General features: G+C 59.9%; 24 protein-coding genes and 1 tRNA gene. 15 read left to right on the top strand and 10 right to left on the bottom strand.

The genetic code is table 11. The annotated features are described in order from the left end of the window. Nucleotides 1–22 precede the first annotated feature (22 nt). A complete protein-coding gene (locus tag CSQ93_RS10740) occupies nucleotides 23–2,191 on the bottom strand; it encodes an alpha/beta hydrolase family protein (RefSeq protein WP_099378025.1) in 2,169 nt (722 codons plus the stop codon). Between the two features lie 175 nt (nucleotides 2,192–2,366). On the opposite strand from CSQ93_RS10740, the gene CSQ93_RS29190 reads away from it, so the two are divergent. Further along, nucleotides 2,367–3,413: a lysozyme inhibitor LprI family protein gene (locus CSQ93_RS29190; RefSeq protein ID WP_199534346.1), complete on the top strand. Its 1,047-nt coding sequence runs from the start codon at nucleotides 2,367–2,369 to the stop codon at nucleotides 3,411–3,413. Nucleotides 3,414–3,416: 3 nt separating this feature from the next. Next, nucleotides 3,417–3,920: a hypothetical protein gene (locus CSQ93_RS10730; protein ID WP_099378024.1), complete on the top strand. Its 504-nt coding sequence runs from the start codon at nucleotides 3,417–3,419 to the stop codon at nucleotides 3,918–3,920. Here the strand turns inward: CSQ93_RS10730 and CSQ93_RS10725 are convergent, their stop codons facing one another. The 5 genes from CSQ93_RS10725 to CSQ93_RS10705 all read right to left on the bottom strand — a co-directional run bounded on the left by CSQ93_RS10725 (nucleotide 3,921) and on the right by CSQ93_RS10705 (nucleotide 7,785). Further along, entirely contained in the window at nucleotides 3,921–4,325 is a 405-nt protein-coding gene (locus tag CSQ93_RS10725; RefSeq protein WP_158301193.1) for a hypothetical protein, read from the bottom strand. Between the two features lie 104 nt (nucleotides 4,326–4,429). Then, nucleotides 4,430–4,505 (bottom strand) — tRNA-Lys (locus CSQ93_RS10720). 67 nt (nucleotides 4,506–4,572) lie between these two features. Then, entirely contained in the window at nucleotides 4,573–6,339 is a 1,767-nt protein-coding gene (locus tag CSQ93_RS10715; protein WP_233516133.1) for a GspE/PulE family protein, read from the bottom strand. A gap of 47 nt (nucleotides 6,340–6,386) precedes the next feature. Then, on the bottom strand, nucleotides 6,387–7,175 hold the full coding sequence (locus CSQ93_RS10710; RefSeq protein WP_034747444.1) for a spermidine synthase: 789 nt from the start codon (nucleotides 7,173–7,175) through the stop codon (nucleotides 6,387–6,389). A 97-nt stretch (nucleotides 7,176–7,272) separates the two neighbouring features. Continuing rightward, entirely contained in the window at nucleotides 7,273–7,785 is a 513-nt protein-coding gene (locus CSQ93_RS10705) for a glycine zipper 2TM domain-containing protein (protein WP_034785134.1), read from the bottom strand. A 400-nt stretch (nucleotides 7,786–8,185) separates the two neighbouring features. Between CSQ93_RS10705 and CSQ93_RS10700 the strand changes: the two genes are divergently transcribed. The 5 genes from CSQ93_RS10700 to CSQ93_RS10680 all read left to right on the top strand — a co-directional run bounded on the left by CSQ93_RS10700 (nucleotide 8,186) and on the right by CSQ93_RS10680 (nucleotide 13,513). Continuing rightward, on the top strand, nucleotides 8,186–8,584 hold the full coding sequence (locus tag CSQ93_RS10700; protein WP_034747450.1) for a barstar family protein: 399 nt from the start codon (nucleotides 8,186–8,188) through the stop codon (nucleotides 8,582–8,584). Nucleotides 8,585–8,740: 156 nt separating this feature from the next. Then, complete coding sequence (purN, locus tag CSQ93_RS10695) at nucleotides 8,741–9,349, top strand: phosphoribosylglycinamide formyltransferase (RefSeq protein WP_099378021.1); 609 nt, start codon at nucleotides 8,741–8,743, stop codon at nucleotides 9,347–9,349. A 21-nt stretch (nucleotides 9,350–9,370) separates the two neighbouring features. Continuing rightward, nucleotides 9,371–10,690: an RsmB/NOP family class I SAM-dependent RNA methyltransferase gene (locus CSQ93_RS10690; RefSeq protein ID WP_099378020.1), complete on the top strand. Its 1,320-nt coding sequence runs from the start codon at nucleotides 9,371–9,373 to the stop codon at nucleotides 10,688–10,690. Nucleotides 10,691–10,812: 122 nt separating this feature from the next. Continuing rightward, nucleotides 10,813–12,171, top strand: a complete 1,359-nt coding sequence (locus CSQ93_RS10685; RefSeq protein ID WP_099378019.1) for a mechanosensitive ion channel family protein — start codon at nucleotides 10,813–10,815, stop codon at nucleotides 12,169–12,171. A gap of 172 nt (nucleotides 12,172–12,343) precedes the next feature. Further along, nucleotides 12,344–13,513 (top strand): DesA family fatty acid desaturase, encoded by a 1,170-nt coding sequence (locus tag CSQ93_RS10680; protein ID WP_416208709.1) that lies wholly within the window; start codon nucleotides 12,344–12,346, stop codon nucleotides 13,511–13,513. A gap of 140 nt (nucleotides 13,514–13,653) precedes the next feature. On the opposite strand, the gene rpmG is transcribed toward CSQ93_RS10680, so the two are convergent. The 3 genes from rpmG to radC form a co-directional block, all read right to left on the bottom strand. Next, on the bottom strand, nucleotides 13,654–13,821 hold the full coding sequence (gene rpmG / locus CSQ93_RS10675) for a 50S ribosomal protein L33 (RefSeq protein WP_010400929.1): 168 nt from the start codon (nucleotides 13,819–13,821) through the stop codon (nucleotides 13,654–13,656). A gap of 22 nt (nucleotides 13,822–13,843) precedes the next feature. Continuing rightward, nucleotides 13,844–14,080 carry a 50S ribosomal protein L28 gene (rpmB, locus tag CSQ93_RS10670; RefSeq protein WP_010400928.1) on the bottom strand — a complete coding sequence of 79 codons (237 nt, stop codon included), beginning with the start codon at nucleotides 14,078–14,080 and terminating at the stop codon, nucleotides 13,844–13,846. A 247-nt stretch (nucleotides 14,081–14,327) separates the two neighbouring features. Continuing rightward, a complete protein-coding gene (gene radC / locus CSQ93_RS10665) occupies nucleotides 14,328–15,002 on the bottom strand; it encodes a RadC family protein (protein WP_099378018.1) in 675 nt (224 codons plus the stop codon). Nucleotides 15,003–15,241: 239 nt separating this feature from the next. On the opposite strand from radC, the gene CSQ93_RS10660 reads away from it, so the two are divergent. The 7 genes from CSQ93_RS10660 (at nucleotide 15,242) to CSQ93_RS10625 (ending at nucleotide 22,593) form a co-directional block, all read left to right on the top strand. Beyond that, nucleotides 15,242–17,092, top strand: a complete 1,851-nt coding sequence (locus tag CSQ93_RS10660; RefSeq protein ID WP_158301192.1) for a LamG-like jellyroll fold domain-containing protein — start codon at nucleotides 15,242–15,244, stop codon at nucleotides 17,090–17,092. Between the two features lie 118 nt (nucleotides 17,093–17,210). Next, on the top strand, nucleotides 17,211–17,666 hold the full coding sequence (locus CSQ93_RS10655) for an FKBP-type peptidyl-prolyl cis-trans isomerase (protein ID WP_070224501.1): 456 nt from the start codon (nucleotides 17,211–17,213) through the stop codon (nucleotides 17,664–17,666). A 12-nt stretch (nucleotides 17,667–17,678) separates the two neighbouring features. Continuing rightward, complete coding sequence (ispH, locus tag CSQ93_RS10650; protein ID WP_035821545.1) at nucleotides 17,679–18,626, top strand: 4-hydroxy-3-methylbut-2-enyl diphosphate reductase; 948 nt, start codon at nucleotides 17,679–17,681, stop codon at nucleotides 18,624–18,626. Between the two features lie 295 nt (nucleotides 18,627–18,921). Then, the gene (locus CSQ93_RS10640; RefSeq protein ID WP_034747477.1) at nucleotides 18,922–19,851 is read left to right on the top strand and encodes a branched-chain amino acid ABC transporter permease; all 930 of its coding nucleotides are present in this window, start codon (nucleotides 18,922–18,924) and stop codon (nucleotides 19,849–19,851) included. 22 nt (nucleotides 19,852–19,873) lie between these two features. Continuing rightward, nucleotides 19,874–21,091, top strand: coding sequence for an ABC transporter permease subunit (locus tag CSQ93_RS10635; protein ID WP_099378016.1), 1,218 nt, complete (start codon nucleotides 19,874–19,876; stop codon nucleotides 21,089–21,091). A 12-nt stretch (nucleotides 21,092–21,103) separates the two neighbouring features. Next, nucleotides 21,104–21,877: an ABC transporter ATP-binding protein gene (locus CSQ93_RS10630; RefSeq protein WP_099378015.1), complete on the top strand. Its 774-nt coding sequence runs from the start codon at nucleotides 21,104–21,106 to the stop codon at nucleotides 21,875–21,877. Continuing rightward, nucleotides 21,874–22,593 carry an ABC transporter ATP-binding protein gene (locus CSQ93_RS10625; RefSeq protein ID WP_099378014.1) on the top strand — a complete coding sequence of 240 codons (720 nt, stop codon included), beginning with the start codon at nucleotides 21,874–21,876 and terminating at the stop codon, nucleotides 22,591–22,593. Before CSQ93_RS10630 ends, CSQ93_RS10625 begins: the two co-directional genes overlap by 4 nt. A gap of 132 nt (nucleotides 22,594–22,725) precedes the next feature. On the opposite strand, the gene CSQ93_RS10620 is transcribed toward CSQ93_RS10625, so the two are convergent. Further along, nucleotides 22,726–23,292, bottom strand: a complete 567-nt coding sequence (locus CSQ93_RS10620; protein ID WP_099378013.1) for a phasin family protein — start codon at nucleotides 23,290–23,292, stop codon at nucleotides 22,726–22,728. Between the two features lie 349 nt (nucleotides 23,293–23,641). On the opposite strand from CSQ93_RS10620, the gene CSQ93_RS10615 reads away from it, so the two are divergent. Then, the gene (locus CSQ93_RS10615; RefSeq protein WP_099378012.1) at nucleotides 23,642–24,568 is read left to right on the top strand and encodes a DMT family transporter; all 927 of its coding nucleotides are present in this window, start codon (nucleotides 23,642–23,644) and stop codon (nucleotides 24,566–24,568) included. The last annotated feature ends 11 nt before the right edge of the window (nucleotides 24,569–24,579 follow it).

Below are 24,579 nucleotides of genomic sequence, written 5' to 3'. Positions count from 1 at the left end.
TTTCAAGAAACGTGTAGCAGGATTATTTCAAATACCTTGCCAGCCAGCCCTCAACTTCGCTATAGAAGAAACGGCTGTTCTCGCCCTTCAAGATCCAGTGGTTTTCGTCCGGGAAGACCAGCAATTTCGCCGGCACGTTCAGGCGTTGTTGCACGGCAAAGTTCATCAAGGCATTGTTGGCCGGCACGCGGTAATCGAGCTCGCCCACGGTGATCAGGATCGGGGTCGTGAAACCCGTGCCTTTTTCGTGATTACCCGCTTGCATGACCGGGCTTTGATCGCGCCACACGGGCAGGTTCGACCAGACGGGGCCGCCTGCATTCGTTTCACGGCCGAAGCCGCCGTCGCTGGTGCCCCATTGCATGATCAAGTCCATTTCGCCCGCGTGCGAGACGATGGCCTTGTAGCGCGTCGTGGTCGCTTGCAGCCAGTTGGCCAGGTGACCGCCATAACTGGCGCCGCCGGCGGCCAGTTTCGTGCTGTCGATAAATGGATATTTCTTGATGGCTTCATCGACGCCCTGGTTGACCTCGTCGCCCGGACCCTTCAAGGGGTCAAACTGGATAGAGCGCGAGAATTCCTCGCCATAGCCGGTCGAGCCTTTGTAGTCGGTCAGCAGCACGACATAGCCGGGCTTGGCCAGCAAATGATAGTTCCAGCGCAGCACGAACTGGTCGCGCCACATGCTGGCCGCGCCGCCGTGGATGACGGTAAACAGCGGGTATTTCTTGTTCGGATCGAAATTGGCCGGCTTGACGAGCATATTGTGGATATGGCGGCCGTCGGCCGTGGTGAACCAGAAGTGCTCGGGCGCCTGCCAGTCGATCTTGCTGGCCTTGTCCGTGTTGAAGGCCGTCAGGCGCTTCGGCTGCTTGCCGTTGAAGGCATAGATTTCCGGTGGGTTGATGGCGGATTCCCACACGCCGACCAAAGCCTTGCCGCCGCTGCTCAGCGAGTTGATGGTACCCGTCGGCAAGGATGGCTCCTCGCGCACGTCGCCACCCCTGGCGTCGATCGAGTACAGCTTTTCCAGGCCAGCATGTTCATAGCTGAAGAGGACGCGCTTGCCGCCTTCGGGCAGCACGTAGCGGGAAACCGAACGGTCCAGCTTGGCCGTCAAAATCGTTGGCGCAGGGTTGTTCATCGGCCAGGCAAAACTGGCCAGGCGTTTCACGTCATATACTTTGCCTGGCGTTTGCGCGTCGCTCAAGGCGAACAGGGTCTTGCCGTCGGCCGCGAATTTCAGGCTGCCATAGCTGTGCTTATCCTGCGTCAAACGCTGCGCTTCACCGCCGGCCACGGGCAGCAGATACAGTTGCGAATAGACGGCTTCGCGCTGGGCCGCATCGCGGTTGGCGGCCGCGTTGAAGACGACAGCCTTGCCATCCGGCGTCCAGACGGCGTCCAGCGATTGCCCCTCGTCGCCCTGGCTGCCGCCAAAGCCCGGCAGGGTGACCAGTTGCGTGCCCGACAGGATGTCGCGCGCTGTGTTCTCGCCCTTGGCGTCAGGCTGGGCATCGACGACGAACAGGCGCACTTGCTTGTCGGTCAGCCATTTGTCGAAATAGCGGGGCGCCGTCGTTTCATACGCACGGGCGCTGTATTTACGGTCCTTGCGCTCTTTCGCGCTTTGCTTGACGTCGGCTTCCGTCTTGTTGCCTGGATAGATATCGCTGATGAACAGCAGCTGCTTGCCGTCCGGGCTCCATTTCGGCATGCGCGCGCCCATGGTCAAGCTCGTCAACCGTTGGGCTTCGCCGCCGGCGGCCACGTCGAGACGGTAAATCTGGCCCGCCTCATCGCCGTCGCGCTTGGCGACGAAGACGAGCTGGCGGCTGTCCGGCGACCAGGCCACGGCGCTTTCGCCGCTTTTGGAATAGCTCAGGCGGCGTGCGGGGCTGTCGTCAAGCAGTGACTTGATCCACAGGTCCGACCATTGTTCCTTGCTGTCGTAGGCGCTGTCGACCACGGAAAACACGGCCCACTTTCCATCCGGGCTGGCGACGGGCGCGCCCACACGTTTCATCAGCCACACATCTTCATGCGTGATGGCGTGTCTGGCTTGCATTTGCGTGGCGGCAACTGGGGTGGTGGCCTTGGTGTCGGCGGCGTGGACGGTCGTTGCCAGCGAGGCGCAGGCCGCTGCGATCAGCAGGGAGCCGAGGGAACGGCGAAGACGGGGTGAGGTCATGGGCGTGGTCCGGAGTAGTGAAAAAAGTACAGCGGGCAACATTATTGCCCATCGATTCGAGCACTGCCAAGGCTGGGTACCGTTACTTACCAGGCGGGATGGCTGTGTATCGGGCGGGCAGCGCGTATCCGATCAGTTAAACTTGCCGCTTTACTCACGCTGGCGCTGCTTGAACATGAAAATTAGTCTACCCTTATTGAAAACGCTATTGCTGGGCGCGAACTGCCTGCTGGCCGTCCCGGTTTTTGCCGTTGCCGCCGCACCGTACCCGAATACCAGCGCCATGGGCGTGGGTCACGCGGAAAGCACAGCCTGGTATGTGGCTTGCCTGAAGGTCAAGGATGCGGCGCCGCCGCCCGCCGACCTGCCGGCCCCGTCCGCCGTGGCGTCCCTGCAGCAATGCCAGGCTACCGACCTGTACTACGATACCAAGAGTATGTCCGCGCCCAAGCCGGCCGACTGGCGTCCCGCGCGCCATTGCTCCATGGCCACGCAAAACAGCGCCGTCTTGATGATGCTGTACCAGAATGGACAGGGCGTGCAGAAAGACCCATTACTGGCGCTCAAATATGCGTGCAGCATCGACGCAGCGCCGGCCGAAATGCGGGGCCGCATCGAACACTTGCAGCAGATCAATGCCAGCGGACGCGGCATGATCGATTTATGCGACGACATCACCAGCGGCTACATGATGGGCGTGTGCAGCGCCATCGATGCTCGCCAGAAACAACGAGTGCGCACGCAGGCGACAGGCAAGGTCAGCGCAAGCATGCCTGCCGTGGCGCAAGCGTCGCTGCAAAAATTGCAGGCGGCGGCCAGCAAGTTTGCCGATGCGCGCGCGGCCAATGAAACGGACTTGAGCGGCACGGCGCGCGCCGCCCTGAGCATCGCCGCTCGCACGGCCGAGCTCGATCTGCTGGCGCACGATCTGCGTGACTACGAAGCGGGCAAGCTGCCGGCCAGCATGACGAAGGAACAGGCGGCGGCGCTCGACAAGGAGCTTAACGCCATCTACGGCAAGCTCATGAAAAAGCCGGCGGAAACCCATGCGGGCGCCGTGGGCAAGGATGGCATCCGCGCCACCCAGCGTCTGTGGCTGGCGTACCGCGATGCCTGGATGAACTTTGGCGCCGTGCGCTATCCATCCGTGACGAGCGAAACCTGGGCCGGCCGGCTGACGTCGCGGCGCAATGTGCAACTGCAAGATTTGCTGGAGAATTGAAACATGCGGGAAGCGTACTACCACGAAGACGATTTTTGCCGGATTGAACTGTTGCCACTGGATAACTTGCAGCACTGTGTGACGCAGATGGGCGAGCAGCAGGCGTTCGCCGACGCGCACCGCAGCGGCGCCGGCTGGACGGACATGTATGTGATCAAGGCGGCCCCGTCCCTACTATCCACCCTGGGCATGACGGCGGAACAGCTGCGCCTGGCGCTAGGGGATGCCTTGCCGCCGTACGACGCCGTGTACACGGGGTACAGCACTTACCGCGTCGAGTGCAAGAACGAGCTGGCCTTTGGCGGCGACAAGACGGAAACCCTGTTTGCCAGCCTGAACGATAACGGCATCGTCAGCCACCTGTGGTGCAGCGATAGCATGTCGCAATTGCTGCTGTTGCCCTTGAAAGAGCAGTTGCTGCTGGCCGACTGGGGTGCAGGGTTTGCGTGTCCGCTGGCCGATGGTGACTTGTTTGCCCGCTATCTGCAGGAATACGAGCTGGATTGATTACTCGCAGGCGATGGCGTTCGGTTGCGCCACTTTCACCACCGATTGCAAACGCGCCATGTCGTTGCCGTCGCCTTGCTCGACATACGGTTGATACGTGTCAATGACGATGCGCGCGCGGGCTTGCCAGCCGCAATTGTCGGCCTGGCGCGCGGGCACGCGCAGCAGCCGGCGCGCCTCGCCATCGTTGGAAAAACAGAACCACGCATCGTGCGTGGCGGCAGGGCGGGGCAGGCGGCCCCACTGCGCCTTGTCGGGCGCGAAGCAGGCGCGGTTGCCGATGATCTGCAGGCTCATCTCGTCCGTGCGCGCGCTGTACTGGCCGTCGAGCACGATAGGTGTTTGCATTTGCGCGTGGGCGGACAGGCAGGCGGTGGCCAAGAGGAGGGGGGCGGCAAGTTTCATGCGTTTCTTTCAGGGCTGGCAAGACGATGAGCCAGTATAACCGCGAGGGCCGGAAACGAAAAAAGCCCATCCGTGAGGATGGGCTTTTTAGTACTGCGCATTCGTGGTAGGCCGTGCGGGATTCGAACCTGCGACCAACGGATTAAAAGTCCGCTGCTCTACCAGCTGAGCTAACGACCCGAAAGAGGCCGCATTATATATCAGTTGAAAAAGAATGCAAAGCATTCCTGCGAGAAAGTGCTGAAGCTCACGGCAGGGCTGCCGTGAGCTTCAGCACTTCGTCGATACTGCTCGTGCCATCGATGATCTTGTGCGCGCCAGCGATGCGCAGCGGTGTCATGCCGTCTAGCAGGCTCTGGCGGCGCAGGGCATGCAGGTCGGCGCCCGCCTTGACCAGTTGGCCGAACGCTTCCGTCACGCCCAGCAGTTCATAAATGCCCGCGCGCCCCAGGTAGCCGCTGTGCCGGCACAGGGCGCAGCCGACGGGGCGGTACGCGGCGGCCGGCCGTGCCAGCTGGCCGCCCGTCAGGCGCTGCCAGGCGTCGGCGCCGGGGGCGTCGTCCAGCTGTTTGCAGGCCGCGCACAGGCAGCGCAGCAAGCGCTGGGCCAGCACGCCGATCAGGCACGCTTCCAGCAGATAGGCGGGCACACCCAGTTCCAGCAGGCGCGTGACGGCCGAGGGCGCGTCGTTGGTGTGCAGGGTCGACAGCACCAAATGGCCCGTCAGCGCCGCCTGGATGGCCATCTCTGCCGTGGCCAGGTCGCGGATCTCGCCCACCATGATGATGTCGGGATCTTGCCGCATCAGCGCCCGCACGCCATCGGCAAACGACAGTTCGATCCCCGCCTGGGTTTGCACCTGCATCTGGTTGAAGGCCGGTTCGACCATTTCGATGGGGTCTTCCACCGTGCACACATTGACTTCGCTGCTGGCCAGCGCCTTCAGGGTACTGTACAGGGTGCTGGTCTTGCCCGAGCCGGTGGGACCCGTCACCAGCACGATGCCGTGCGTGCGCGCCGTCAGCTGGCGCCAGCGTTCGGCGTCCGCGGGCGGAAAGCCCAGGTCAAACAGGCTCTTGACGGCCACTTCCGGGTCGAAGATGCGCATGACGAGCTTTTCGCCGAAAGCCGTGGGCAAGGTCGACAGGCGCAGCTCGATTTCCTGGCCCTGCGCATTGCGCGTCTTGATGCGCCCATCCTGGGGGCGGCGTTTTTCCACCACGTCCATGCGCCCGAGCAACTTGATGCGCGCCGTCATGGCCAGCAGCACCACGGGCGGCAGCTGGTAGGCCTGATGCAGGCGGCCGTCGATGCGCAGGCGCACGAGGCCCGCGTCGCGCTTCGGTTCCAGATGGATGTCGGAGGCGCGCTGGGCAAACGCGTATTGCCACAGCCAGTCGACGATGCGCACGACGTGCTGGTCGTTGGCGTCCAGGCTGGTCTTGTTACGCCCGAGTTCCACCAGTTGCTCGACATTCTGGCGCAGCGCCAGGTCTTGCGTGGACGCTTGCCGGGCTACCTTGACGGAACTGGCCAGGCTGAAAAATTGCGCGATGGCGTCGGCGATGTGCAGCGGGTTGGCGATGACCAGGCTCAGTTTGCGCGGCGCCAGGTTGCCCAGCTGCGCCTGCCAAGCGAGCGCGTATGGCTGGGCCGTGGCGATGACGATGCGATCAAGCGTGCTTTCCACGGGCAGGATGTTGAAGCGGGCCGCATAGCCGGCCGTCATGACGTCGGCCACCTGGCTGAAATCGATGTGCAGGGGATCGATGCGCACATATGGCAGGCTGGAGCGTTGCGCCAGCCAGGCGCACAGGGTGTCGAGCGTGAGTGCGCCGTGGGCGATGTTGCACAGCGGATGCAAGGCAGGCGCGGGCAACAGGGCGGCCTGGGCGTCGATAGCGGCCGCTTGTGCCGCATCGAGCAAGCCGTCTTCCTGCAGCCAGGCCAGCAGCTGCGGCAGTTGCAGCGGCGTATCGGGAGCGGTGAGAGAGGGAGGAGGGGATGCGGGCATGGCCGGCGCCTTTCCGGGCTGCCGGCCTTGCCTGGACTTGCCGGCGGTTACAGGGTGCTGACGATGCCCTTGACCCAGGACTTGGCGGGCAGCTTGGTTTCGGCGACGATCTGCTTGGCGCGCTCGAGCAAGGCGGCTTGCGCCTCGGCATCGAGTGCCACTTTCGTCTTGAAAGCGATCGCCACCACGTTCCCATCATGCACTTCCGGCAGGCAGATCACCTGTTCGAACGCAAACTTCATCGCCTTGATGTTTTTTGCGTAGCTGGGGTGGTCGCCAAACAGGTTGACCGTCATGATGCCGTGCGGCGCCAGGCAGGCGCAGCAGGCGGTATAGAAATCGGCGCTGTCGAGCACGGGACCGCGCGCCGTGGCGTCATACAGGTCCACCTGCAGGGCGTCCAGGGTGCCATGGTTGGCGTCGTCGTTGACGTAGTCGAGCGCATCCATCTCGCGCACGTGCAGGCGCTCGTCGTTGGGCGGCAGCTTGAACATCGATTCGCAGATGGTGATGACGGACGGGTTCAGTTCGATGGCCTCGACCTGCGCCTGCGGAAACTGGCGGTAGCAGAACTTGGTCAGCGCGGCCGTGCCCAGGCCCAGCTGGGCGATACGCTGCGGTTGCTCGATCCACAGCATCCACGCCATCATCTGCTGCGCGTATTCGAGTTCCGGCCAGTCCGGCTTGCGGATGCGCATGGCACCCTGCACCCATTCCGTGCCGAAATGCAGATAGCGCACGCCATCCATTTCCGACAGGGTGACAGGGGCGTAGCGGGGCTTGCGCGCAGGGCGCGAGGATTCGACTTGTTCGATGGATTTTCGTTTGATAAGCATAAGGCGGCCTGAAAGTGTGCCGCATTATAGCCCGTGCCGGGGCGCCATAAAAAATGCCAGCCACTGGGGCTGGCATGGTACGGGCCGGTTGCTGCGCTTATTGCTGAGCGGGTTCAATAGAGACGCGCAGACGGATGCGTTCGCCCGGATCGTAGGACATGATGCTTGTGTAGTTGCGGCCGCGGTAGTCGTACGTGACCTGGTAGCCATTGTTGCGCGATTCCCAGTGGTCGACCTGACGGCATTGCTTGACGGCTTGTTCCTGCATGCCGCCCTGGTAATTGTTCTGGTTGTCGACACGGTCGCCGACGACAGCGCCGGCAATCGCGCCAGCGGCCGCAGCGGCCGTACGGCCATTGCCGCCACCGACCTGGCTGCCGAGCAGGGCGCCGGCGATACCGCCGACGATGGAGCCGCCAGCGCTGCGCTGTTGCGGCGGTGCCTGGACTTGCACGTATTCCGTACGGCATTCCTGACGTGGACGATTGATCTGTTCCACTTGCGGCACGACGCGCACGACCTTGCCGAAATCTTCAAAGTCGGCGGCCTGGGCGAGTGGCAATGCACCGATACAAAGGGCTGACATCATCAATTTGGCTTGCAAGTTCATTTGTAACCTCGTTATCTAGAGAATCTTTCAGGGTATTTTTTACAACTTGGGACTATAGTAATCCCGTCAGACCAAGGCAAGTGTTTCGCATGGCAACAAAATGTAACAGCCCAAGCCCCTTGCCCCACAGTCTGTAACATGCACTTTCAATCGATACAAGATGTTGAAGTGACTTGAAACCAGCGGTTTGTAACAAATCTTGCGTTTGACATCATATTCGGGTTGATTCATGCAGGACAACACGTTACCCTAATACGCGTATGGCTTATATAAAATCGCACTGAATCGCATAAAAGTTGATACAGATCGAATCACCGCGTGCGCATTGACCCGCGTGCGGGGATGCAATAAGAAGAGCAGCTAGAACAATCCATACATAACAGGTCGATTTGAGGGAAAAATGAGTTTGTTACTAACCGTGCCGCCCAACCTTGTCCAGTCCATCCGTGCCTTTCGCGTGACCGAATTACAAGACGAGGCGATTCGTCTCGGGCAGCACTTTTTATATGCGCATTGCAACGCTGGACAGACCAAACAACAAGTCATCGGCATTATTGCAGAAGCATTCCTGTTTCCGAAAAACCTGGCGAAGAATTTCGATGCCCTGCGCCTGTGTCTGACGGACACCATGTTCAAGGCCGGCACGCAGACGGGTTTCCTGGTGGTGCTCGAGCAATTGCCAAATACGCAAAAATTCGACAAGGAAGCGCGCGAGATCCTGCTCGACGTGTTCCGCGACGCGGCCGACTATTGGGCCGAGAAGAAAGTCCCGTTCCGCGTCTTCTATTCGTTCGAGTAAACACTTACTCACGTTGTGATAGCGTAAAATCAGCCTTTTTCCGGCTTGGCAGGCAGCATCGTCCGGCGAAAGCACCTGTTGTGCGATCATGTTGCGGCGCAACAATATCGCCGGCCTTTCTTGGTTCGCATCGCCATAGCGGGTACAATGCGCGCTATGAAAAATATCGTTATCCTCATTTCCGGACGCGGCAGCAACATGGAAGCGGTTGTACGCGCGGCGCAAGCCGAGCAATGGCCAGCCCGTATTGCCGCTGTCATCAGTAACCGGGTTGATGCCCAGGGATTGATTTTTGCCGCGGAACACGGGATAGCGACGGCAGTTGTTGCCAACAAGGATTATGCCAGCCGCGAACAGTTTGATGCGGCGCTGCAAGCCGTAATCGACGGCTTTGCCCCCGACCTGGTCGTGCTGGCCGGTTTCATGCGCATCCTGACGCCGCCCTTCGTCGAGCATTACGCGGGGCGCATGCTCAATATCCACCCGTCGCTGCTGCCGCTGTTCCCGGGCATGGCGACACACCGCCAGGCGCTCGAGGCGGGCGTGACGGAACACGGCGCGACCGTGCATTTCGTGACTGCCGAGCTTGACCATGGTCCGGCCGTGGCGAGCGCGACAGTCCCCGTCTTGCCAGGCGATACAGAAGACAGCTTATCGGCGCGCGTGCTGGTACAGGAACATCTGCTTTACCCGCGCGCCATCCGCCTGTTCATTGACGATAAACTGTCAGTCGAGCATGGCCAGGTCCGCGTGGACCCTCAATAAAATATTACAGGAAGAATAACAATGAGATTGCCACCAGCGATACTTGCCAATGCTGAAGAAGTATTGCGCGAAATTTTACGTTTCACGGCCCCGGCCGACACCACCCTGTCGCGCTATTTCCGCGACCATCCGCGCCTCGGTTCGCGCGAACGCGGCGCCATCGCCGAAGGCATTTATGCCGTGCTGCGCAACAAATCGTTCTTCACGGACTTTGCCGAAGCGGGCAGTGGCCCGACCATGCGCCGCCTGACCATCCTCGGCCTGGCCGAAGCCGTCGGTGCGGACTCCCTGGGCGGCCTGACGGAAGAAGAAGTGGAATGGCTGGAACGCATCACGCAGATCGACCGCAGCCTGATGCCGTCGAACATGCGCGCCAACATGCCGACCTGGCTGTTCGACAAGCTGATCGCCCAGTTCGGCGAAGCGGAAACCATGAAACTGGCCGATGCGCTGAATGCGCCGGCGCCGCTGGACTTGCGCGTGAACTCGCTCAAGGCCACGCGTGAAGATGTGATGCTGGCCCTGGCCGAAGCGCCGATCCTCAGCACGCCGACGCCCTATGCGCCGTTGGGTTTGCGCGTGATCAAGAAGCCTTCGCTGCAAAACATGCCTTTGTTCCAGAGCGGCGCCATCGAAGTGCAAGATGAAGGCAGCCAGATCCTGTCGCAGATCGTCGGCGCCAAGCGCGGCGAAATGGTGGTCGATTTCTGTGCCGGCGCGGGCGGCAAGACGCTCGCCTTGGGCGCGCTGATGCGCAACACGGGCCGTCTGTACGCGTTCGACGTGTCGGAAAAACGTTTGGCCAAGCTGAAGCCGCGCATGGCCCGCAGCGGCCTGTCGAACGTGCATCCGGTGCAGATCGCGCATGAGCGCGATGCCAAGATCAAGCGCCTGGCCGGCAAGATCGACCGCGTGCTGGTCGATGCGCCATGTAGCGGCCTGGGCACCCTGCGCCGCAATCCGGACGTGAAATGGCGCCAGCAGCCGAATTCCATCGTGGAACTGCAAGCCAAGCAGGCAGCCATCCTGGCCGGCGCTGCGCGCCTGGTCAAGGGCGGCGGCCGCCTGGTGTACGCCACCTGCAGCTTCCTGAACGAAGAAAACGATTTTATCGCCGAGCAATTCCTGGCCGCCCATCCGGACTTCACTCTGGTGCCGATGAGCAAGGTGCTGGCCGAACAGAAGATCGAGCTGGAAATGGGCGACTACCTGAAATTGTTGCCGCATCTGCACCAGACCGACGGTTTCTTCGCCGCCGTGTTCGAGCGCAAGGTCATGCCGAAAAAAGTCTACGCCGATGAAAAACCGGCCGACGACGCTGACGCTGAACCAGCCGAGTAAGCCTGCCACGGGCCGCCGCTGCACCCTGCAGTGGCGGCTTTCAATGCCGCCAGCCCGTCTGGCGGCATGGGCTAGATGCCCATCCGTACCACTTCCGTCCCACCTTCCGGACCTCCTGCGCCATGAATGAAACCCCGCTGCTCAACCTGATCACTGATTTTGTCAACGATTTCCGCCAACCGGCCATCCTGTGGCAGGCGCTGGTCATCGTCGGCTGCCTGGCGCTGAGCTGGCTGCTGGTGCGGCAGTTGCGCGTGCTCCTGCACCAGCGAGCGGAAGCGGCCACCGTGCCCGCCACGCCGGAAACCTTGCAGCGCACCGATAGTTTCATCCGCATCCTGACGCCCGTGCTGGCGGCCATGCTGCTGGGTATTGCGCAGCATTTCCTGGCCAAGTTCCAGTCCGTGAACCTGCTCAGTATCGCCATTCCCCTGTGCACCTCGATGGCGCTGGTGCGCTTCGGGTTTTACGTGCTGCGCCGCATTTTTGCCCGCCATGGCGACATCAGCCCGACCATGTTGTTGCTGGAAAAGATCTTCACGGTGGTGGTATGGGCCGGCATGGCCCTGTACATCACGGGCCTGTGGCCGGAATTGCATACCTTCCTGGAAAGCATCGTCGTCCCGCTGGGACGCAACAAGGTCTCCGTGGCTGCCATCTTGCAAGCCGCTATTTCGGTGGCCGTGCTGCTGGTGCTGGCCATGTGGGCCGGCACCTCGCTCGACGAGCGCCTGATGAAAATGCAGGGCTTGCACACTTCCTTGCGCGTGGTGATGTCGCGCATGGGCCGCGCCGTGCTGATCCTTGTTTCCGTGCTGGTTAGCCTGTCGCTGGTGGGCATCGACCTGACGGTGCTGTCCGTGTTTGGCGGCGCCTTCGGCGTGGCGCTCGGCTTTGGCTTGCAAAAGATCGCCGCGAACTTCGTCTCCGGCTTCATCATCCTGCTTGACCGCAGCCTCACCATCGGCGACATGATTACGGTGGGTCAATTTACAGGCAAGGTCACGCAAATCAATACGCGCTATACTGTGTTATTGGGTGGCGATGGCGTTGAATCCATCGTGCCGAATGAAATGCTGATTTCCGGCGGCGTGCAGAACATGTCGCTGAGCAACCGCATGGTCTGGCTGTCGACGGCCGTGTCGGTGGGCTATGAAACGGATCTGGATGTCATCTTCCCCTTGCTGGAAGCGGCGACGGCCAAGGTGCCGCGTGTGTCACAAAGCAATCCGCCATCGGCCACCCTCGTGCGTTTCGGCGCCGACGGCCTTGATGTGCAGATCGGCTTCTGGATCGCGGACCCGGAAAACGGCACCGGCGGCGTGAAGTCGAATGTGAACCGCGCTATCTGGCGCACCTTGCAGGAACATAAGGTCACTGTACCGTTTCCGCAACGCGAATTGCGTATTGTTGGTACGCCTCCTGCCCCGCTCGCGGGCGCGGCAGAGGGTGAGTCCACGCCATCCGGCACCCAGCCTTAACCTCGCTGCCTGCCTCCGATTTTGCCTGATCGCACCCATTAGGGCGTACAATCACGCCTAAAATTAACTCTGCCGGACCTCCAGAGTCACTGGAGCGACCGTGCGCACGCCCTGTCCACTTGGAGTAGCAGTAATGACATTGAGTTCCGTTTTACACGACGTTTTGCAGTTCATGGCAACTGGCATTACCGATTTGTCCGCATGGCAAGTTTTCCTGTACACCATGGTGGTCACCCACATCACGATCGCCAGCGTCACGATTTACCTGCACCGCCACCAGGCCCATCGGGCGCTGGAATTGCACGCCATCCCTAGTCATTTCTTCCGTTTCTGGCTGTGGCTGACGACGGGCCAGGTCACCAAAGAATGGGCCGCCATTCACCGCAAGCACCATGCCAAATGCGATACGGAAGAAGATCCGCACAGCCCCGTGACGCGCGGCATCAAGAAAGTGTTCTGGGAAGGCGCCGAGCTGTACCGCGCTGAATCGAAGAACATGGAAACCATGGCCAAGTACGGCCACGGCACGCCGACGGACTGGATCGAGCGCAACCTGTACACCAAATACAGCTGGCTGGGCGTGGTATCGCTGTTCGTCATCAATTTCGTGTTGTTCGGCGTGATCGGCATTTCCGTGTGGGCCGTGCAAATGATGTGGATCCCCATCACGGCGGCCGGCATCATCAACGGCATCGGCCACTACTGGGGCTACCGCAACTACGACTGCGCCGACGCGGCCACCAACATCATTCCCTTCGGCATCTTGATTGGCGGCGAAGAGTTGCACAACAATCACCATACGTATGCGACGTCGGCCAAGCTGTCGTCGAAATGGTATGAAATCGATATCGGCTGGGCGTATATCCGCGCACTGGAAATGCTAGGCCTGGCGAAGGTGAAAAAGCTGGCGCCGGAGCCGAAGTTCTCGCACGGCAAGCTGGAAGCGGATTTCGAGACCTTGCAGTCCGTCATCGCCAACCGCTACGACGTGATGGCCAAGTATGCGAAATCGATCAAGCATGCCTGGAAGGAAGAGCTGGAACACCTGAAGCACAAGGCCGAGCTGGAAAAACGCTTCCTGAAATCGTCGCGCAAGCTGATGCAGCGCGAGCCGGGCAAGCTGGCCGATGCGCATCATGAGCAGTTGTCGGAGTTGTTCCAGCACAGCAAGGCGCTGGAAACCATGCACCACATGCGCGTGGAGCTGGGCGCCATCTGGGAACGTTCGCACTTTACGCGCGAGCAATTGCTGCAAAAGCTGCAAGACTGGTGCACGCGTGCCGAAGCGTCGGGCATCAAGTCGCTGCAAGATTTCTCCCTGCGCCTGCGCAGCTATGCCTGAGTAAGCCGTCGCGTCATATCAAGGCCCTGGTTTCCAGGGCCTTTTTTTTCGTCCAGGCAGAAGGGGAGAACGCGAGATGAAAATCAGGGCGAAAAAAAACCGCTCATCGGAGCGGCTCTTTTTACAGAACACAATATCAATTACTTGATTTTGGTTTCTTTGTACGTTACGTGCTTGCGTGCTTTAGGATCAAATTTCATGATCTCCATTTTCGCAGGCGTCGTACGCTTGTTTTTGGTGGTCGTGTAGAAGTGACCCGTACCGGCGGTCGATTCTAACTTGATTTTGTCGCGGCCTGATTTTGCCATGATAGCTCCCTTATTCTGCTAATTAGACTTTTTCGCCACGAGCGCGCATATCGACCAATACGGCGTCGATGCCGACTTTATCGATGACGCGCAGACCGGCGTTGGACAAACGCAGGGAGACCCAGCGGTTTTCAGATTCAACAAAAATACGACGATTCTGCAAGTTAGGCAAAAAACGACGTTTGGTTTTGTTGTTTGCATGGGAAACATTGTTGCCGACCATCGGCTTCTTCCCAGTGACTTGGCAAACACGTGCCATGGCGCACTCCTTAAAGATATTCCAAATTGGAAAAACGAGAGTATATCCAAAATAAGCAGATTTATCAATGACTTGCGAAAAACAATTGTGTCATGTTGTGTTGAAATAATTTAACAATTTGACTTTCACCCTTCTTCCCAGGGGAAAGCACTGGTAAACAACGCTGTTTACTGTTAGATAAGCGTGTCGCTGCTGTCACGTATGTCCTTGTTTACACATGGTTAACTGCTGCCTGGCCAGTCCTGGCCTAGATCTGGCCATGTTCTGCGAACGAATGCACATGTCGCCCGGCCACGACGAAATGGTCGAGGATGCGCACGTCCACCAGCGACAACGCTTGCACCAGCGCCCGCGTCAGCAATAAGTCCGATTCGCTCGGTTCCGGCGTGCCGGACGGGTGGTTGTGCGCCAGCATGACGCTGGCCGCGTTATGCAGCAGCGCTTGTTTCACTACTTCCCGCGGATATACGCTGGTGTGAGTGAGCGTGCCACGAAACATTTCCTGGGTCGTGATCAGGCGGTTCTTGACGTCCAAAAACAACACGTGGAATGCTTCATGCGCCAGGTGGCCCAGGGTCAGGCGCAAATAATCTTTGACGGCGTGCGGCGAATTGAGGGCTTGCCCCGCCTGCAAGTCTTCGATGATGGCGCGCCGCGCCAGTTCCAGCACCGCTTGCAACTGGGCAAACTTGGCGCTGCCCATGCCGTGCACGGCGGAAAAACTCACGAGGCTGGCGCCAAACAGGCCGCGCAGCGAACCGAAGTGCTCGACCGTGTCGCGCGCCAGTTCCACGGCGCTCTTGCCGCGCACGCCCGTGCGCAGGAACACGGCCAGCAATTCCGCGTCTGACAGCGACTGCGCGCCATCCTCGATCAGTCGTTCGCGCGGCCGTTCGCCGGCCGGCCAATCCTTGATGCCCATGCTGCCTCCCCGTCGCGCCCGGCTGGTCGTGGCGCCTGTCAACGATTGTCGCGCCTTCCCCAGGCGGCCATGCTGCGCTAGCTCGTCTTCCTGTCAGATCATGGTAAAAAAACCAAGATGCCCGGCCCGGCCATTTTCAGGCGCTATCATTTGCCTGTCGTTGCATTCCATGCAAGTTGCAGCGATGGGGAGTCAGGGCCCTGAACTCAATGTCTTCCACTTGTTTTACAGGAGTCGTCATGCCGTACATCAAAGTTATCAATGGAGTCATGCAAGAGTTCAACGCCGCCGGCGTCAATACGGGCAAGGTCAGCGGCATCGGCCTCAATGCGCATGCATATCTGGAACACCGTCAATGGAGCGTTAACGCACCGCTCGCTCCGGACCCGAAGACTCCCGATTACAGCACCGATTTGCCGTATCTTGCCGCCAACGGCTTCAAGTACCTCCAGGTGATGCTGGCGCCTTTCAAGGGCAAGGATGGCTATTGGAACTGGGGCGAAGTCGTTGGCGAGCCAAAGTTCGCAACCGACAACACGCTAACCGATGTGAATATCAAAGATTCGTACTGGCTTGCCATAACGGCGCTGCTCGATTGCGCGCTGGCCAATGGCATCGGCATCATCGCCTGCCCATTCTGGAATCCCTACGCCGTGCCGCAATTGGTGGGGGAAGCGGGCCCTGCGGGCGCTACAAAAGACGAACAGGCCGCCATCGCGCGGGTCGCACTGGTCAATCCACAGTCGAAAACACGCCGCTATATGCGTGCCTTTGCGCAGGCTTTTGCGCAGCACTACAGCAACCACGCGGGCATCGCCGCCTGGATGGCTGCGCAGGAACTGATGGGCGTGACCGGGATCAGCTTGACCGCTACCCGGGAAATCATCCAGGAGACTGCGCAATTGCTGCGTGACAACGATGGTCTGGCGCGCATGATTTCTTCCGGTAATGCCGGCATCGCTCATACATCGCCCCGTCAAGGATCCTTGCAGCAATACGTTACGGAAACCTTGCCATTCGTGAATCCGGATCCGGTCGACTGTCTGTGTGAAAACCTGTTCCCGGGTAATGAATATGTGAGCAGCGCCCTGGGCAGCAGCGCGGATTTGCCGGCCGACTTCGTCTCGTCTTCGCTCGCTTACCTGCAAGTGATGCAGCGAGCCGCACATGCCTTGGGCAAGCCGTATTACCTTGGCAGCTTTTGCCTGTCGCAAAAGCAGGAGCTGGCGTTGCAAGATACCGAACGGCAAGACAACCTGCATGCCTTGTTGAGCGCCATACGCCGTACGGGCGTGCAACTGGCGTGCTATTGGGACTGGAATGGGGGAAAACCCATGGAAGACGACGGTCTGAACCTGGTGGAGACGCCGACTTACAGCAACAAACGCAAGGCTGTCTGGGATGCCTTGCGCGGCGAAGATGCCATGCGTCCGGCGCCGCCCACGCCTTGTTTCGGCGTGACGAAGACCTTGCAATTCCAGCCTGGCCTGATGCTCACCGTGCCGTCGTCCGTGCGCTATGAGAGCGCGGATTTTTCGTTGTCGTATTGCGTCCGGCAACAGGCTTTCTCCTCGACTGTTGGGCAGGCGCAGGCTTTTGTAGCGCATCAGGCGGACAAGAAAGGATGGGCGCTGTTCAAGCAGGATAGCAAGACGTTCCTGTCCATGTGGAACAGTGTTGCTCAGGGCGTCAATAGCCATGGCCACGGCCTGCAGGTGGATATTGCCAACCGCTGGTTTCGCTGCACCTACACCGTCAAGCATGACGGGAGCATCAGCCTGTACGTTGATGATTTCCTGATGTACCAGAGCAACAAGATGACAAATCCATTCGTGCAGGCCGCCGGCACCCCCCTTGTGATCGGCCACCCCGTGCATGCGCTGGAGCAGGGCATGCCCGCCTGGCAGTTGTCGGACGTCATCCTGTACGATCGCGTGCTGACGCCGAAGGAAGTGTATGACTATGGCCAGTATGGCATCGTGCACCGGTCCGTGGGACGCTGGAAGCTCGATGGCGATCTGGAAGACAGCTCGGGCTTCGGCAATCACGCCAGCACGCCTGGCGGGTTGACGTACGTCAACGTCGGATAAGTGACAGGGCGCGCGGCCATGTTTTTTGACAAAAGCACGGCCGCGCCGAGATGGCATGGGGCGCGCTGGCTCAGGGTGGCTTACAATATCGTTTTGCACCAGTTACTTGAAAACTACTATGTCCAACGAGCAACCAGCAGTCGTCACCGAAGCGGCTTACCTCACCCTGCATTATCGTCTTGCTACTGTTGACGGTACTGATATTGTCACTACCTTCAGCGGAAATCCTGCTACCTTGATGCTGGGACAGGGCCAGCTGGCGCCATTCCTCGAGCAGCGTCTGCTGGGCTTGCCTGAAGGCACGCACCAGACCTTCGAGCTGGCGGCCGGCGAAGGCTTTGGCGAGCGCAATCCCGAGCTGGTGCAGTCTGTTTCGCGCGCAACGCTGGACGAAAACTCCGTGCCCGGCGCCGACTACAAGATCGGCGACCTGGTCGACTTCGCCGCGCCGGGCGGCGGCCGCTTTGCCGGCGTGCTGCGCGAGATGCGCGAGGACTCGGCCCTGTTCGACTTCAACCATCCGCTGGCTGGCCAGCCGCTGCGTTTTGAAGTCAAGCTCATTTCGGTGCTGTAAAAAGGAATAGCGATGGATAAAGAACTGTTACTGGCCCAGCCCCGCGGTTTCTGCGCTGGCGTCGACCGGGCGATCGAAATCGTCGAGCGCGCCTTGCAGCAATTTGGTGCACCGATCTATGTGCGCCATGAAATCGTCCACAACGCCTATGTGGTGGCCGACTTGCGCAACAAGGGCGCCATCTTCATCGATGACCTCGATGACGTGCCTGCTGGCAATACGCTCGTGTTTTCCGCGCATGGCGTATCGAAAGCCGTGCGCGCCGAGGCGGAATCGCGCGGCCTGAGCATTTTTGACGCCACTTGCCCCCTGGTCACCAAGGTACACATGGAAGTGGGCAAGATGCGCCGCGAAGGCCGCGAGATCATCATGATCGGCCACGACGGCCATCCCGAGGTGGAAGGCACGATGGGCCAGGCCGATATGGGCATGCATCTGGTGGAAACGCTCGACGATGTGGCGAAATTGCAGGTTGCCAATCCGGAAAGCCTGGCCTATGTTTCGCAAACAACGTTGTCAGTTGACGACACTAGCGACATTATTGCGGCCCTGAAAGCGAAATATCCGAATATCGCCGAGCCGAAAAAAGGCGACATTTGCTACGCCACCACGAACCGCCAGGAAGCCGTGAAATTCATGGCCCCGCAAGTGGAAGTGGTGATCGTCGTGGGCAGCCCGAACAGCTCGAATTCGAACCGCTTGCGCGAAGTGGCCGAGAAGATGGGTACGCCCGCCTACATGGTCGACAATGCCTCGCAGATCGATCCCGCCTGGCTGGAAGGCAAGCTGCGCGTGGGTGTGACGGCTGGCGCCTCGGCGCCCGAGGTGCTGGTGCAAGCCGTCATCGACCGTTTGAAAGAGTGCGGCGTGAAGAGCGTGCGCCCGCTCGACGGCGTGCAGGAAGCCGTCACGTTCCCGATGCCGAAAGGCCTCGACGGGATCAAGCGCGACGTCGCCTGAGTCTGTATTGCGATTGAGTATCGATGAAATAGTTACCTCAAAACCGAATTTAATTCGGAAATGATCGATTTATTCCAAGCTTAGTTTTTGCAAAAGATCGTTATGATTGCCTCAAGCTTGAATATGTTGTCGTTATGACTAAGCAAGGTCACGCCCGTTTTGAGTGCGTGCACCATGCTGGTGAGAACGGTCCAGGGATGGCACTGCAGGAATTCTTCCTCCGGTGCCGTTTTTGTATCAGCGACATGTTCTGGCGGAAGTTGTTCCCGAAAAATGCATATTTGATAGGGCAATCATGGATACATTCATCCAGCAGATCATTAACGGCTTGGTGTTGGGCAGCATGTATGCCTTAGTCGCCCTCGGTTACACAATGGTGTACGGCGTTTTGAACCTGATCAACTTCGCCCACGGCGACGTGCTCATGATCGGCGCCATGGTGGGCTTGACCATTCTCAAGTTGCTGGGCATTTATGTGCCGGACTGGCCCGGCTATTTGAAACTGGCCACGGCCATCCTCGGCGCCATTCCCATCTGTATTCTGGTCAACATCATCATTGAGCGGGTCGCCTACCGCCGCCTGCGCAACGCCCCCCGCCTCGCTCCCCTGATTACCGCCATTGGCGTCTCCATCCTGCTGCAAACCTTCGCCATGATGATCTGGACGCGCAATCCCTTGCCCTTCCCGCAATTGCTGTCGACCGATCCCATCAACATAGGCGGCGCCGTGATTTCGCAAACGCAAGTGCTGCTGCTGGCCCTGGCCGCGCTGTCGATGGGCGGATTGGTGTTGCTGGTGGAAAAAACACGGATGGGCCGCGCCATGCGGGCCACGGCGGAAAACCCCCGCGTAGCAGGACTCATGGGCGTCGATTCCGACAAGGTCATCGTTGCCACCTTCGCCATCGGCGCCGCGCTGGCGGCCGTGGCCGGTGTGATGTGGGGCGCCAACTATGCTTCCATTCAATTTTCCATGGGCGCCATCCCCGGCTTGAAGGCCTTCTGTGCGGCCGTGCTGGGCGGCATCGGCAATATCTACGGCGCCATGCTGGGCGGTATCTTGCTGGGCATTATCGAGAGCCTGGGCGCCGGCTATATCGGCGACATCACGGGCGGCTTCCTGGGCAGCCACTACCAGGATATCTTTGCCTTCGTCGTACTGATCATCGTGCTGACCCTGCGCCCGTCCGGCATCATGGGCGAACGCGTGGCCGACCGTGCCTGATGTGAAACTGGGAGATTAAATCATGGCACTACTCGATTTCGACGCTAAGAAAAATCCGACCAAAGCCTACGCCGGCATGCTGGGCCTGGCCGCGCTGCTGATGGTGTTCCCGTTTTTTGCCGCCCAGTTCGGCAACTCGTGGGTGCGCATCATCGACATGGCCTTGCTGTACATCATGCTGGCCCTGGGCTTGAACATCGTCGTCGGCTTTGCAGGCCTGCTCGACCTCGGCTACATCGCCTTCTACGCCGTGGGCGCCTACCTGACGGCCTTGCTGGCGTCGCCCCAGTTCGCCATCCTGCTCGAATCGGTGGTGAATCAATATCCGGTGCTGGGCGAGACCCTGGTGCAGCTGATGGGGCCGGAAATCCGCGAAAACGGCATCCATTTGTCGATCTGGATCATCGTGCCTCTGGCCGCTGCCGTGGCCGGCCTGTTCGGCGCCTTGCTCGGCGCGCCCACCTTGAAGCTGCGCGGCGACTACCTGGCCATCGTGACCCTGGGCTTTGGCGAGATCATCCGCATCTTCATGAATAATTTGAACGACCCAATCAATTTCACGAATGGGCCGCAAGGCATCAATCTGATCGACCCGATCCGCATCTTCGGCGTCAACCTGGCGGGCGAGGCGGGCACCAACAGCACCGTCACGGTGGCCGGTTTTTCCATGCCGTCCGTGAACGCCTATTACTTTTTGTTCCTGTTCCTGTGCATCGCCGTTGTGTTTGTCACCAAGCGCCTGCAGCATTCGCGCCTGGGCCGCGCCTGGGTGGCCATCCGTGAAGACGAGATTGCCGCCAAGGCCATGGGCATCAATACGCGCAACGTGAAATTGCTGGCCTTTTCCATGGGCGCCTCGTTCGGCGGCGTGGCTGGCGCCATGTTTGCTTCGTTCCAGGGCTTTGTCTCGCCGGAATCGTTCTCGCTGACGGAATCGATCGCCGTGCTGGCCATGGTGGTGCTGGGCGGCATCGGCCATATCCCCGGCGTGATCCTTGGCGGCGTGATCCTCGCTTCGATCCCGGAAGTGCTGCGCCACGTGGTGGAGCCGGCCCAGCAGGCGCTGTTCGGCCACGTGGTGATCGAGGCGGAAGTGCTGCGCCAGTTGCTGTACGGACTGGCCATGGTGTTGATCATGCTCAACCGTCCCGCCGGCCTGTGGCCATCGCCGAAGCACGAAGACCGGCCCGACCACGATGTGGACCAGCCGAACAAATCCACCGGCGTCGTGTCCGCTTAAGGGAGGAATAGCATGAGCGAACAGATCATTCTCAATATTGCCGGCGTAAATAAGCGTTTTGGCGGCTTGCAGGCGCTCACCGACGTGGGCATTACCATCCGACAAGGGCAAATCTATGGCTTGATCGGCCCGAACGGCGCCGGCAAGACGACGTTTTTCAATGTCATCACCGGCCTGTACCAGCCCGACACGGGCACCTTCGAGCTGGCTGGCAAGCCGTATTCGCCGTCCGCGCCGCACAAGGTGGCGAAGGCGGGCATCGCGCGCACCTTCCAGAATATCCGTTTGTTTGGCGACATGACGGCGCTGGAAAACGTCATGGTGGGGCGCCATGTGCGCTCGCACCAGGGCGTGTTCGGCGCCATCTTCCGCCACAAGGCGGCGCGCGAGGAAGAGGCGTCGATCCGCAAGCGGGCCATGGAATTGCTCGATTTCGTCGGCATCGCCCAGTTCGCCAGCCGCACGGCGCGCTTCCTGTCGTATGGCGACCAGCGGCGCCTGGAAATCGCCCGCGCGCTGGCCACCGATCCGACCTTGCTGGCGCTCGATGAGCCGGCGGCCGGCATGAATGCGACGGAAAAGCTGGCCTTGCGTGAGTTGCTGGTAAAAATCAAGGCCGAAGGCAAGACCGTGCTGTTGATCGAGCACGACGTGAAACTGATGATGGGACTGTGCGACCGCATCACGGTACTCGAATATGGCAAGCGCATCGCGGAAGGCTTGCCGGCCGAAATACAAAAAAATCCGGCCGTCATCGAGGCTTATCTGGGGGGATCGCACGCATGAGCAATATATTGAAGGTGGCGGGCCTGCACGTGGCCTATGGCGGCATCAAGGCGGTGAAAGGCATCGACCTGGAAGTCAACCAAGGCGAGCTGATCGCCCTGATCGGCGCGAATGGCGCCGGCAAGACGACGACCTTGAAAGCCATCACGGGGACTTTGCCTGAATGCAAGATCGAGGGCACGATCAGCTACCTGGGCGAATCGCTCAAGGGCACGAAATCATTTCACCTGGTGGAAAGAAAGCTGGCCATGGTGCCGGAAGGGCGGGGCGTGTTTACCCGCATGTCGATCCGCGAAAACCTCATGATGGGCGCCTACACGCGCACGGACAAGGTCGGCGTCGAAGACGATATCGCCCGCTGGTTCGACGTGTTTCCCCGCCTCAAGGAGCGGGCGGCGCAGATGGCCGGCACCCTGTCCGGCGGCGAACAGCAGATGCTGGCCATGGCGCGCGCGCTGATGAGCCATCCGAAGCTGCTGCTGCTCGACGAGCCGTCGATGGGCCTGTCGCCCATCATGGTCGAGAAAATCTTCGAGGTGATCCGCAAGGTGTCGTCCGAAGGCATCACGATTCTGCTGGTCGAACAGAACGCCCGTTTGGCCCTGCAGGCGGCGCACCGTGGCTATGTGATGGATTCCGGCCTGGTCACCATGGGCGGCAACGCGGCCGCCATGCTCGACGACCCGCGCGTGAAGGCGGCGTATCTGGGGGAGTAATCACGTTCAGGAAGTGTTCAGGCATAAAAAATGCCCCAGCCAGGCTGGGGCATAATGGCATCCGTCGGGGAAATGCGGGATGGATGCCTGGAGGAGCTGGTACAGCGGACCGCCTTGGCGGTCGCTTAATAATTACTTGGCGGCAGCGCGTGGCACGACTTTTTCAGCCGCTTGCGTGAACTGGTTCACGGCCGATGCCAGGTTGGCTTCGATGGCTTCGACGGCTTGCTTGCTGGTTTTCGAGAATTGCTCGTAGCCTGCATTGGCGTTGCCGATGGCGCTTTTCAGGATGGCGACGGCGTTTTCCGAACCGGCTGGCGCGTTCTTGGTGACTTCTTCCACCAGGGACAGGACTTTACGGTTGGTTTCAGCGATTTGCGATTCAGCAGCTTTGCTGAATTCGGCTTGCGTGCCCGACGTGATGGCAGCCAGGTGACGACCGTAAGCGATGGCTTTTTCGGCGCCAGGCTGGGCTTGGGCAGCGGTCAGCGAAAAGAATTCTTGTGGATCTTTTGCCGACAGCAATTGCTTGGCGGCGGCGGTCGATTCTTCCAGCGTTGCCTTGGCAGCGGTCAGATTCAGTTCGACTATCTTTTCGATGCCTTCGAAGGCCTTGCCCGTCAGCGACGAGAACAGGGCGAATTGGGCTTCCAGGTTGGCTTTGGTAGCGGACGAAAATTGCTCAGGAATTGAAAACATATAAATCTCCAAAAAATCGAAATCTGGTTAATTTGATGCTGCGTGTACCGTTTGGGAAAGCAGGTGAATCTAAATTTTTCAAGCTGAACAAGAATTGTGCAACGCAACAAACCCTATTCTACGGCGAAAAAAACGTAAGTCAAGCGATTCTTGTGCGATGCAACAATTGAATAGATTTGCGTCAAAAACCATTGTTTCTAAAGAGAAATATTTGATTTCTGTGTGCTAATGGTTTAACCCTAAACTGTTATTTCCCCGCCTTTCAGGACGGGTGCGGCGCAGCATGCTAGACTTTGCCTCCCGCACTGGCGCAGGCCCCGGTGCCGATCCCGTTTCCCGAGTTGATACCATGTCCAATCTTCCCGCCGCGGCTGGCGCCAGCGGCAAAGCCCCCAAAACCCCTTTCCTGACGACCCTGGCGCCGATGGCCTTGCCCGGCTTCTTTGTGTTGTTATGGAGCACAGGTTTTATCGTGGCCAAGTTCGGCTTGCCCTACGCGCCGCCGCTGACCTTTCTGCTGTTGCGCTTCCTGGGCGTGCTGGTGATCCTGCTGCCGCTGGTGCTGCTGTTGCGCGCGCCTTGGCCGGTAGGACAGTTTCGCCAGATCGCCGTGGCCGGCATTTTGATGCAGGCCGGCTACCTGGCCGGCGTCTGGTGCGCCATCAAGCTGGGCATGCCGGCCGGCCTGTCTGCGTTAATTGTCGGCATGCAGCCCGTGCTGACGGCCTGCGCCGCACCGCTGATCGGCGAATCCGTGCGCCCGCGCCAGTGGCTGGGCCTGTTCTTTGGCTTGCTGGGCGTGGCTCTCGTCGTGTACGCGAAGATCAACCTCGTGGGTTTGACGGTAGAAAGTGTGCTGCTGTGCGTGTTCGCGCTGCTGTCGATGACGGCCGGCACCATGTACCAAAAACGCCACTGTCCGCAATTCGACTTGCGCACCGGCACGGTGGTGCAGTTTGCCGCCTCCATCGTGGTGGTCTTGCCATTCGCCCTGTATTACGAAGGGCTGGACCTGCATTTCAGCAATGTGCAATGGACGGCGAATTTTATTGGCGCGTTGCTGTGGTCGGTACTCGTGCTGTCCATCGGCGCCATCTTCCTGCTGTTCGCCCTGATCCGCCGCAGCGATGCGACGAAAGTGACGGGCTTGCTCTACCTGACGCCGCCCACGACGGCCGTGATGGCCTGGCTGATGTTTGGCGAAGCCTTTAATATGCTGGGCATCGCCGGCATGCTGGTGGCCGTGGTCGGTGTGGTATTTGTGGTCAAGAAGTAGAGAGCGGGAGA

This window comes from Janthinobacterium sp. BJB426 (assembly GCF_002735705.1).
GTDB lineage: Bacteria > Pseudomonadota > Gammaproteobacteria > Burkholderiales > Burkholderiaceae_D > Janthinobacterium.
This window is presented reverse-complemented; position numbering and strand designations above follow the sequence as displayed.

What these genes read in the sequence shown, in the direction of transcription:
- CSQ93_RS10740 (WP_099378025.1), bottom strand. Translation starts at nt 2,191, where the DNA reads ATGACCTCACCCCGTCTTCGCCGTTCCCTCGGCTCCCTGCTGATCGCA.
- CSQ93_RS29190 (WP_199534346.1), top strand. Translation starts at nt 2,367, where the DNA reads ATGAAAATTAGTCTACCCTTATTGAAAACGCTATTGCTGGGCGCGAAC.
- CSQ93_RS10730 (WP_099378024.1), top strand. Translation starts at nt 3,417, where the DNA reads ATGCGGGAAGCGTACTACCACGAAGACGATTTTTGCCGGATTGAACTG.
- CSQ93_RS10725 (WP_158301193.1), bottom strand. Translation starts at nt 4,325, where the DNA reads ATGAAACTTGCCGCCCCCCTCCTCTTGGCCACCGCCTGCCTGTCCGCC.
- CSQ93_RS10715 (WP_233516133.1), bottom strand. Translation starts at nt 6,339, where the DNA reads ATGCCCGCATCCCCTCCTCCCTCTCTCACCGCTCCCGATACGCCGCTG.
- CSQ93_RS10710 (WP_034747444.1), bottom strand. Translation starts at nt 7,175, where the DNA reads ATGCTTATCAAACGAAAATCCATCGAACAAGTCGAATCCTCGCGCCCT.
- CSQ93_RS10705 (WP_034785134.1), bottom strand. Translation starts at nt 7,785, where the DNA reads ATGAACTTGCAAGCCAAATTGATGATGTCAGCCCTTTGTATCGGTGCA.
- CSQ93_RS10700 (WP_034747450.1), top strand. Translation starts at nt 8,186, where the DNA reads ATGAGTTTGTTACTAACCGTGCCGCCCAACCTTGTCCAGTCCATCCGT.
- purN (WP_099378021.1), top strand. Translation starts at nt 8,741, where the DNA reads ATGAAAAATATCGTTATCCTCATTTCCGGACGCGGCAGCAACATGGAA.
- CSQ93_RS10690 (WP_099378020.1), top strand. Translation starts at nt 9,371, where the DNA reads ATGAGATTGCCACCAGCGATACTTGCCAATGCTGAAGAAGTATTGCGC.
- CSQ93_RS10685 (WP_099378019.1), top strand. Translation starts at nt 10,813, where the DNA reads ATGAATGAAACCCCGCTGCTCAACCTGATCACTGATTTTGTCAACGAT.
- CSQ93_RS10680 (WP_416208709.1), top strand. Translation starts at nt 12,344, where the DNA reads ATGGCAACTGGCATTACCGATTTGTCCGCATGGCAAGTTTTCCTGTAC.
- rpmG (WP_010400929.1), bottom strand. Translation starts at nt 13,821, where the DNA reads ATGGCAAAATCAGGCCGCGACAAAATCAAGTTAGAATCGACCGCCGGT.
- rpmB (WP_010400928.1), bottom strand. Translation starts at nt 14,080, where the DNA reads ATGGCACGTGTTTGCCAAGTCACTGGGAAGAAGCCGATGGTCGGCAAC.
- radC (WP_099378018.1), bottom strand. Translation starts at nt 15,002, where the DNA reads ATGGGCATCAAGGATTGGCCGGCCGGCGAACGGCCGCGCGAACGACTG.
- CSQ93_RS10660 (WP_158301192.1), top strand. Translation starts at nt 15,242, where the DNA reads ATGCCGTACATCAAAGTTATCAATGGAGTCATGCAAGAGTTCAACGCC.
- CSQ93_RS10655 (WP_070224501.1), top strand. Translation starts at nt 17,211, where the DNA reads ATGTCCAACGAGCAACCAGCAGTCGTCACCGAAGCGGCTTACCTCACC.
- ispH (WP_035821545.1), top strand. Translation starts at nt 17,679, where the DNA reads ATGGATAAAGAACTGTTACTGGCCCAGCCCCGCGGTTTCTGCGCTGGC.
- CSQ93_RS10640 (WP_034747477.1), top strand. Translation starts at nt 18,922, where the DNA reads ATGGATACATTCATCCAGCAGATCATTAACGGCTTGGTGTTGGGCAGC.
- CSQ93_RS10635 (WP_099378016.1), top strand. Translation starts at nt 19,874, where the DNA reads ATGGCACTACTCGATTTCGACGCTAAGAAAAATCCGACCAAAGCCTAC.
- CSQ93_RS10630 (WP_099378015.1), top strand. Translation starts at nt 21,104, where the DNA reads ATGAGCGAACAGATCATTCTCAATATTGCCGGCGTAAATAAGCGTTTT.
- CSQ93_RS10625 (WP_099378014.1), top strand. Translation starts at nt 21,874, where the DNA reads ATGAGCAATATATTGAAGGTGGCGGGCCTGCACGTGGCCTATGGCGGC.
- CSQ93_RS10620 (WP_099378013.1), bottom strand. Translation starts at nt 23,292, where the DNA reads ATGTTTTCAATTCCTGAGCAATTTTCGTCCGCTACCAAAGCCAACCTG.
- CSQ93_RS10615 (WP_099378012.1), top strand. Translation starts at nt 23,642, where the DNA reads ATGTCCAATCTTCCCGCCGCGGCTGGCGCCAGCGGCAAAGCCCCCAAA.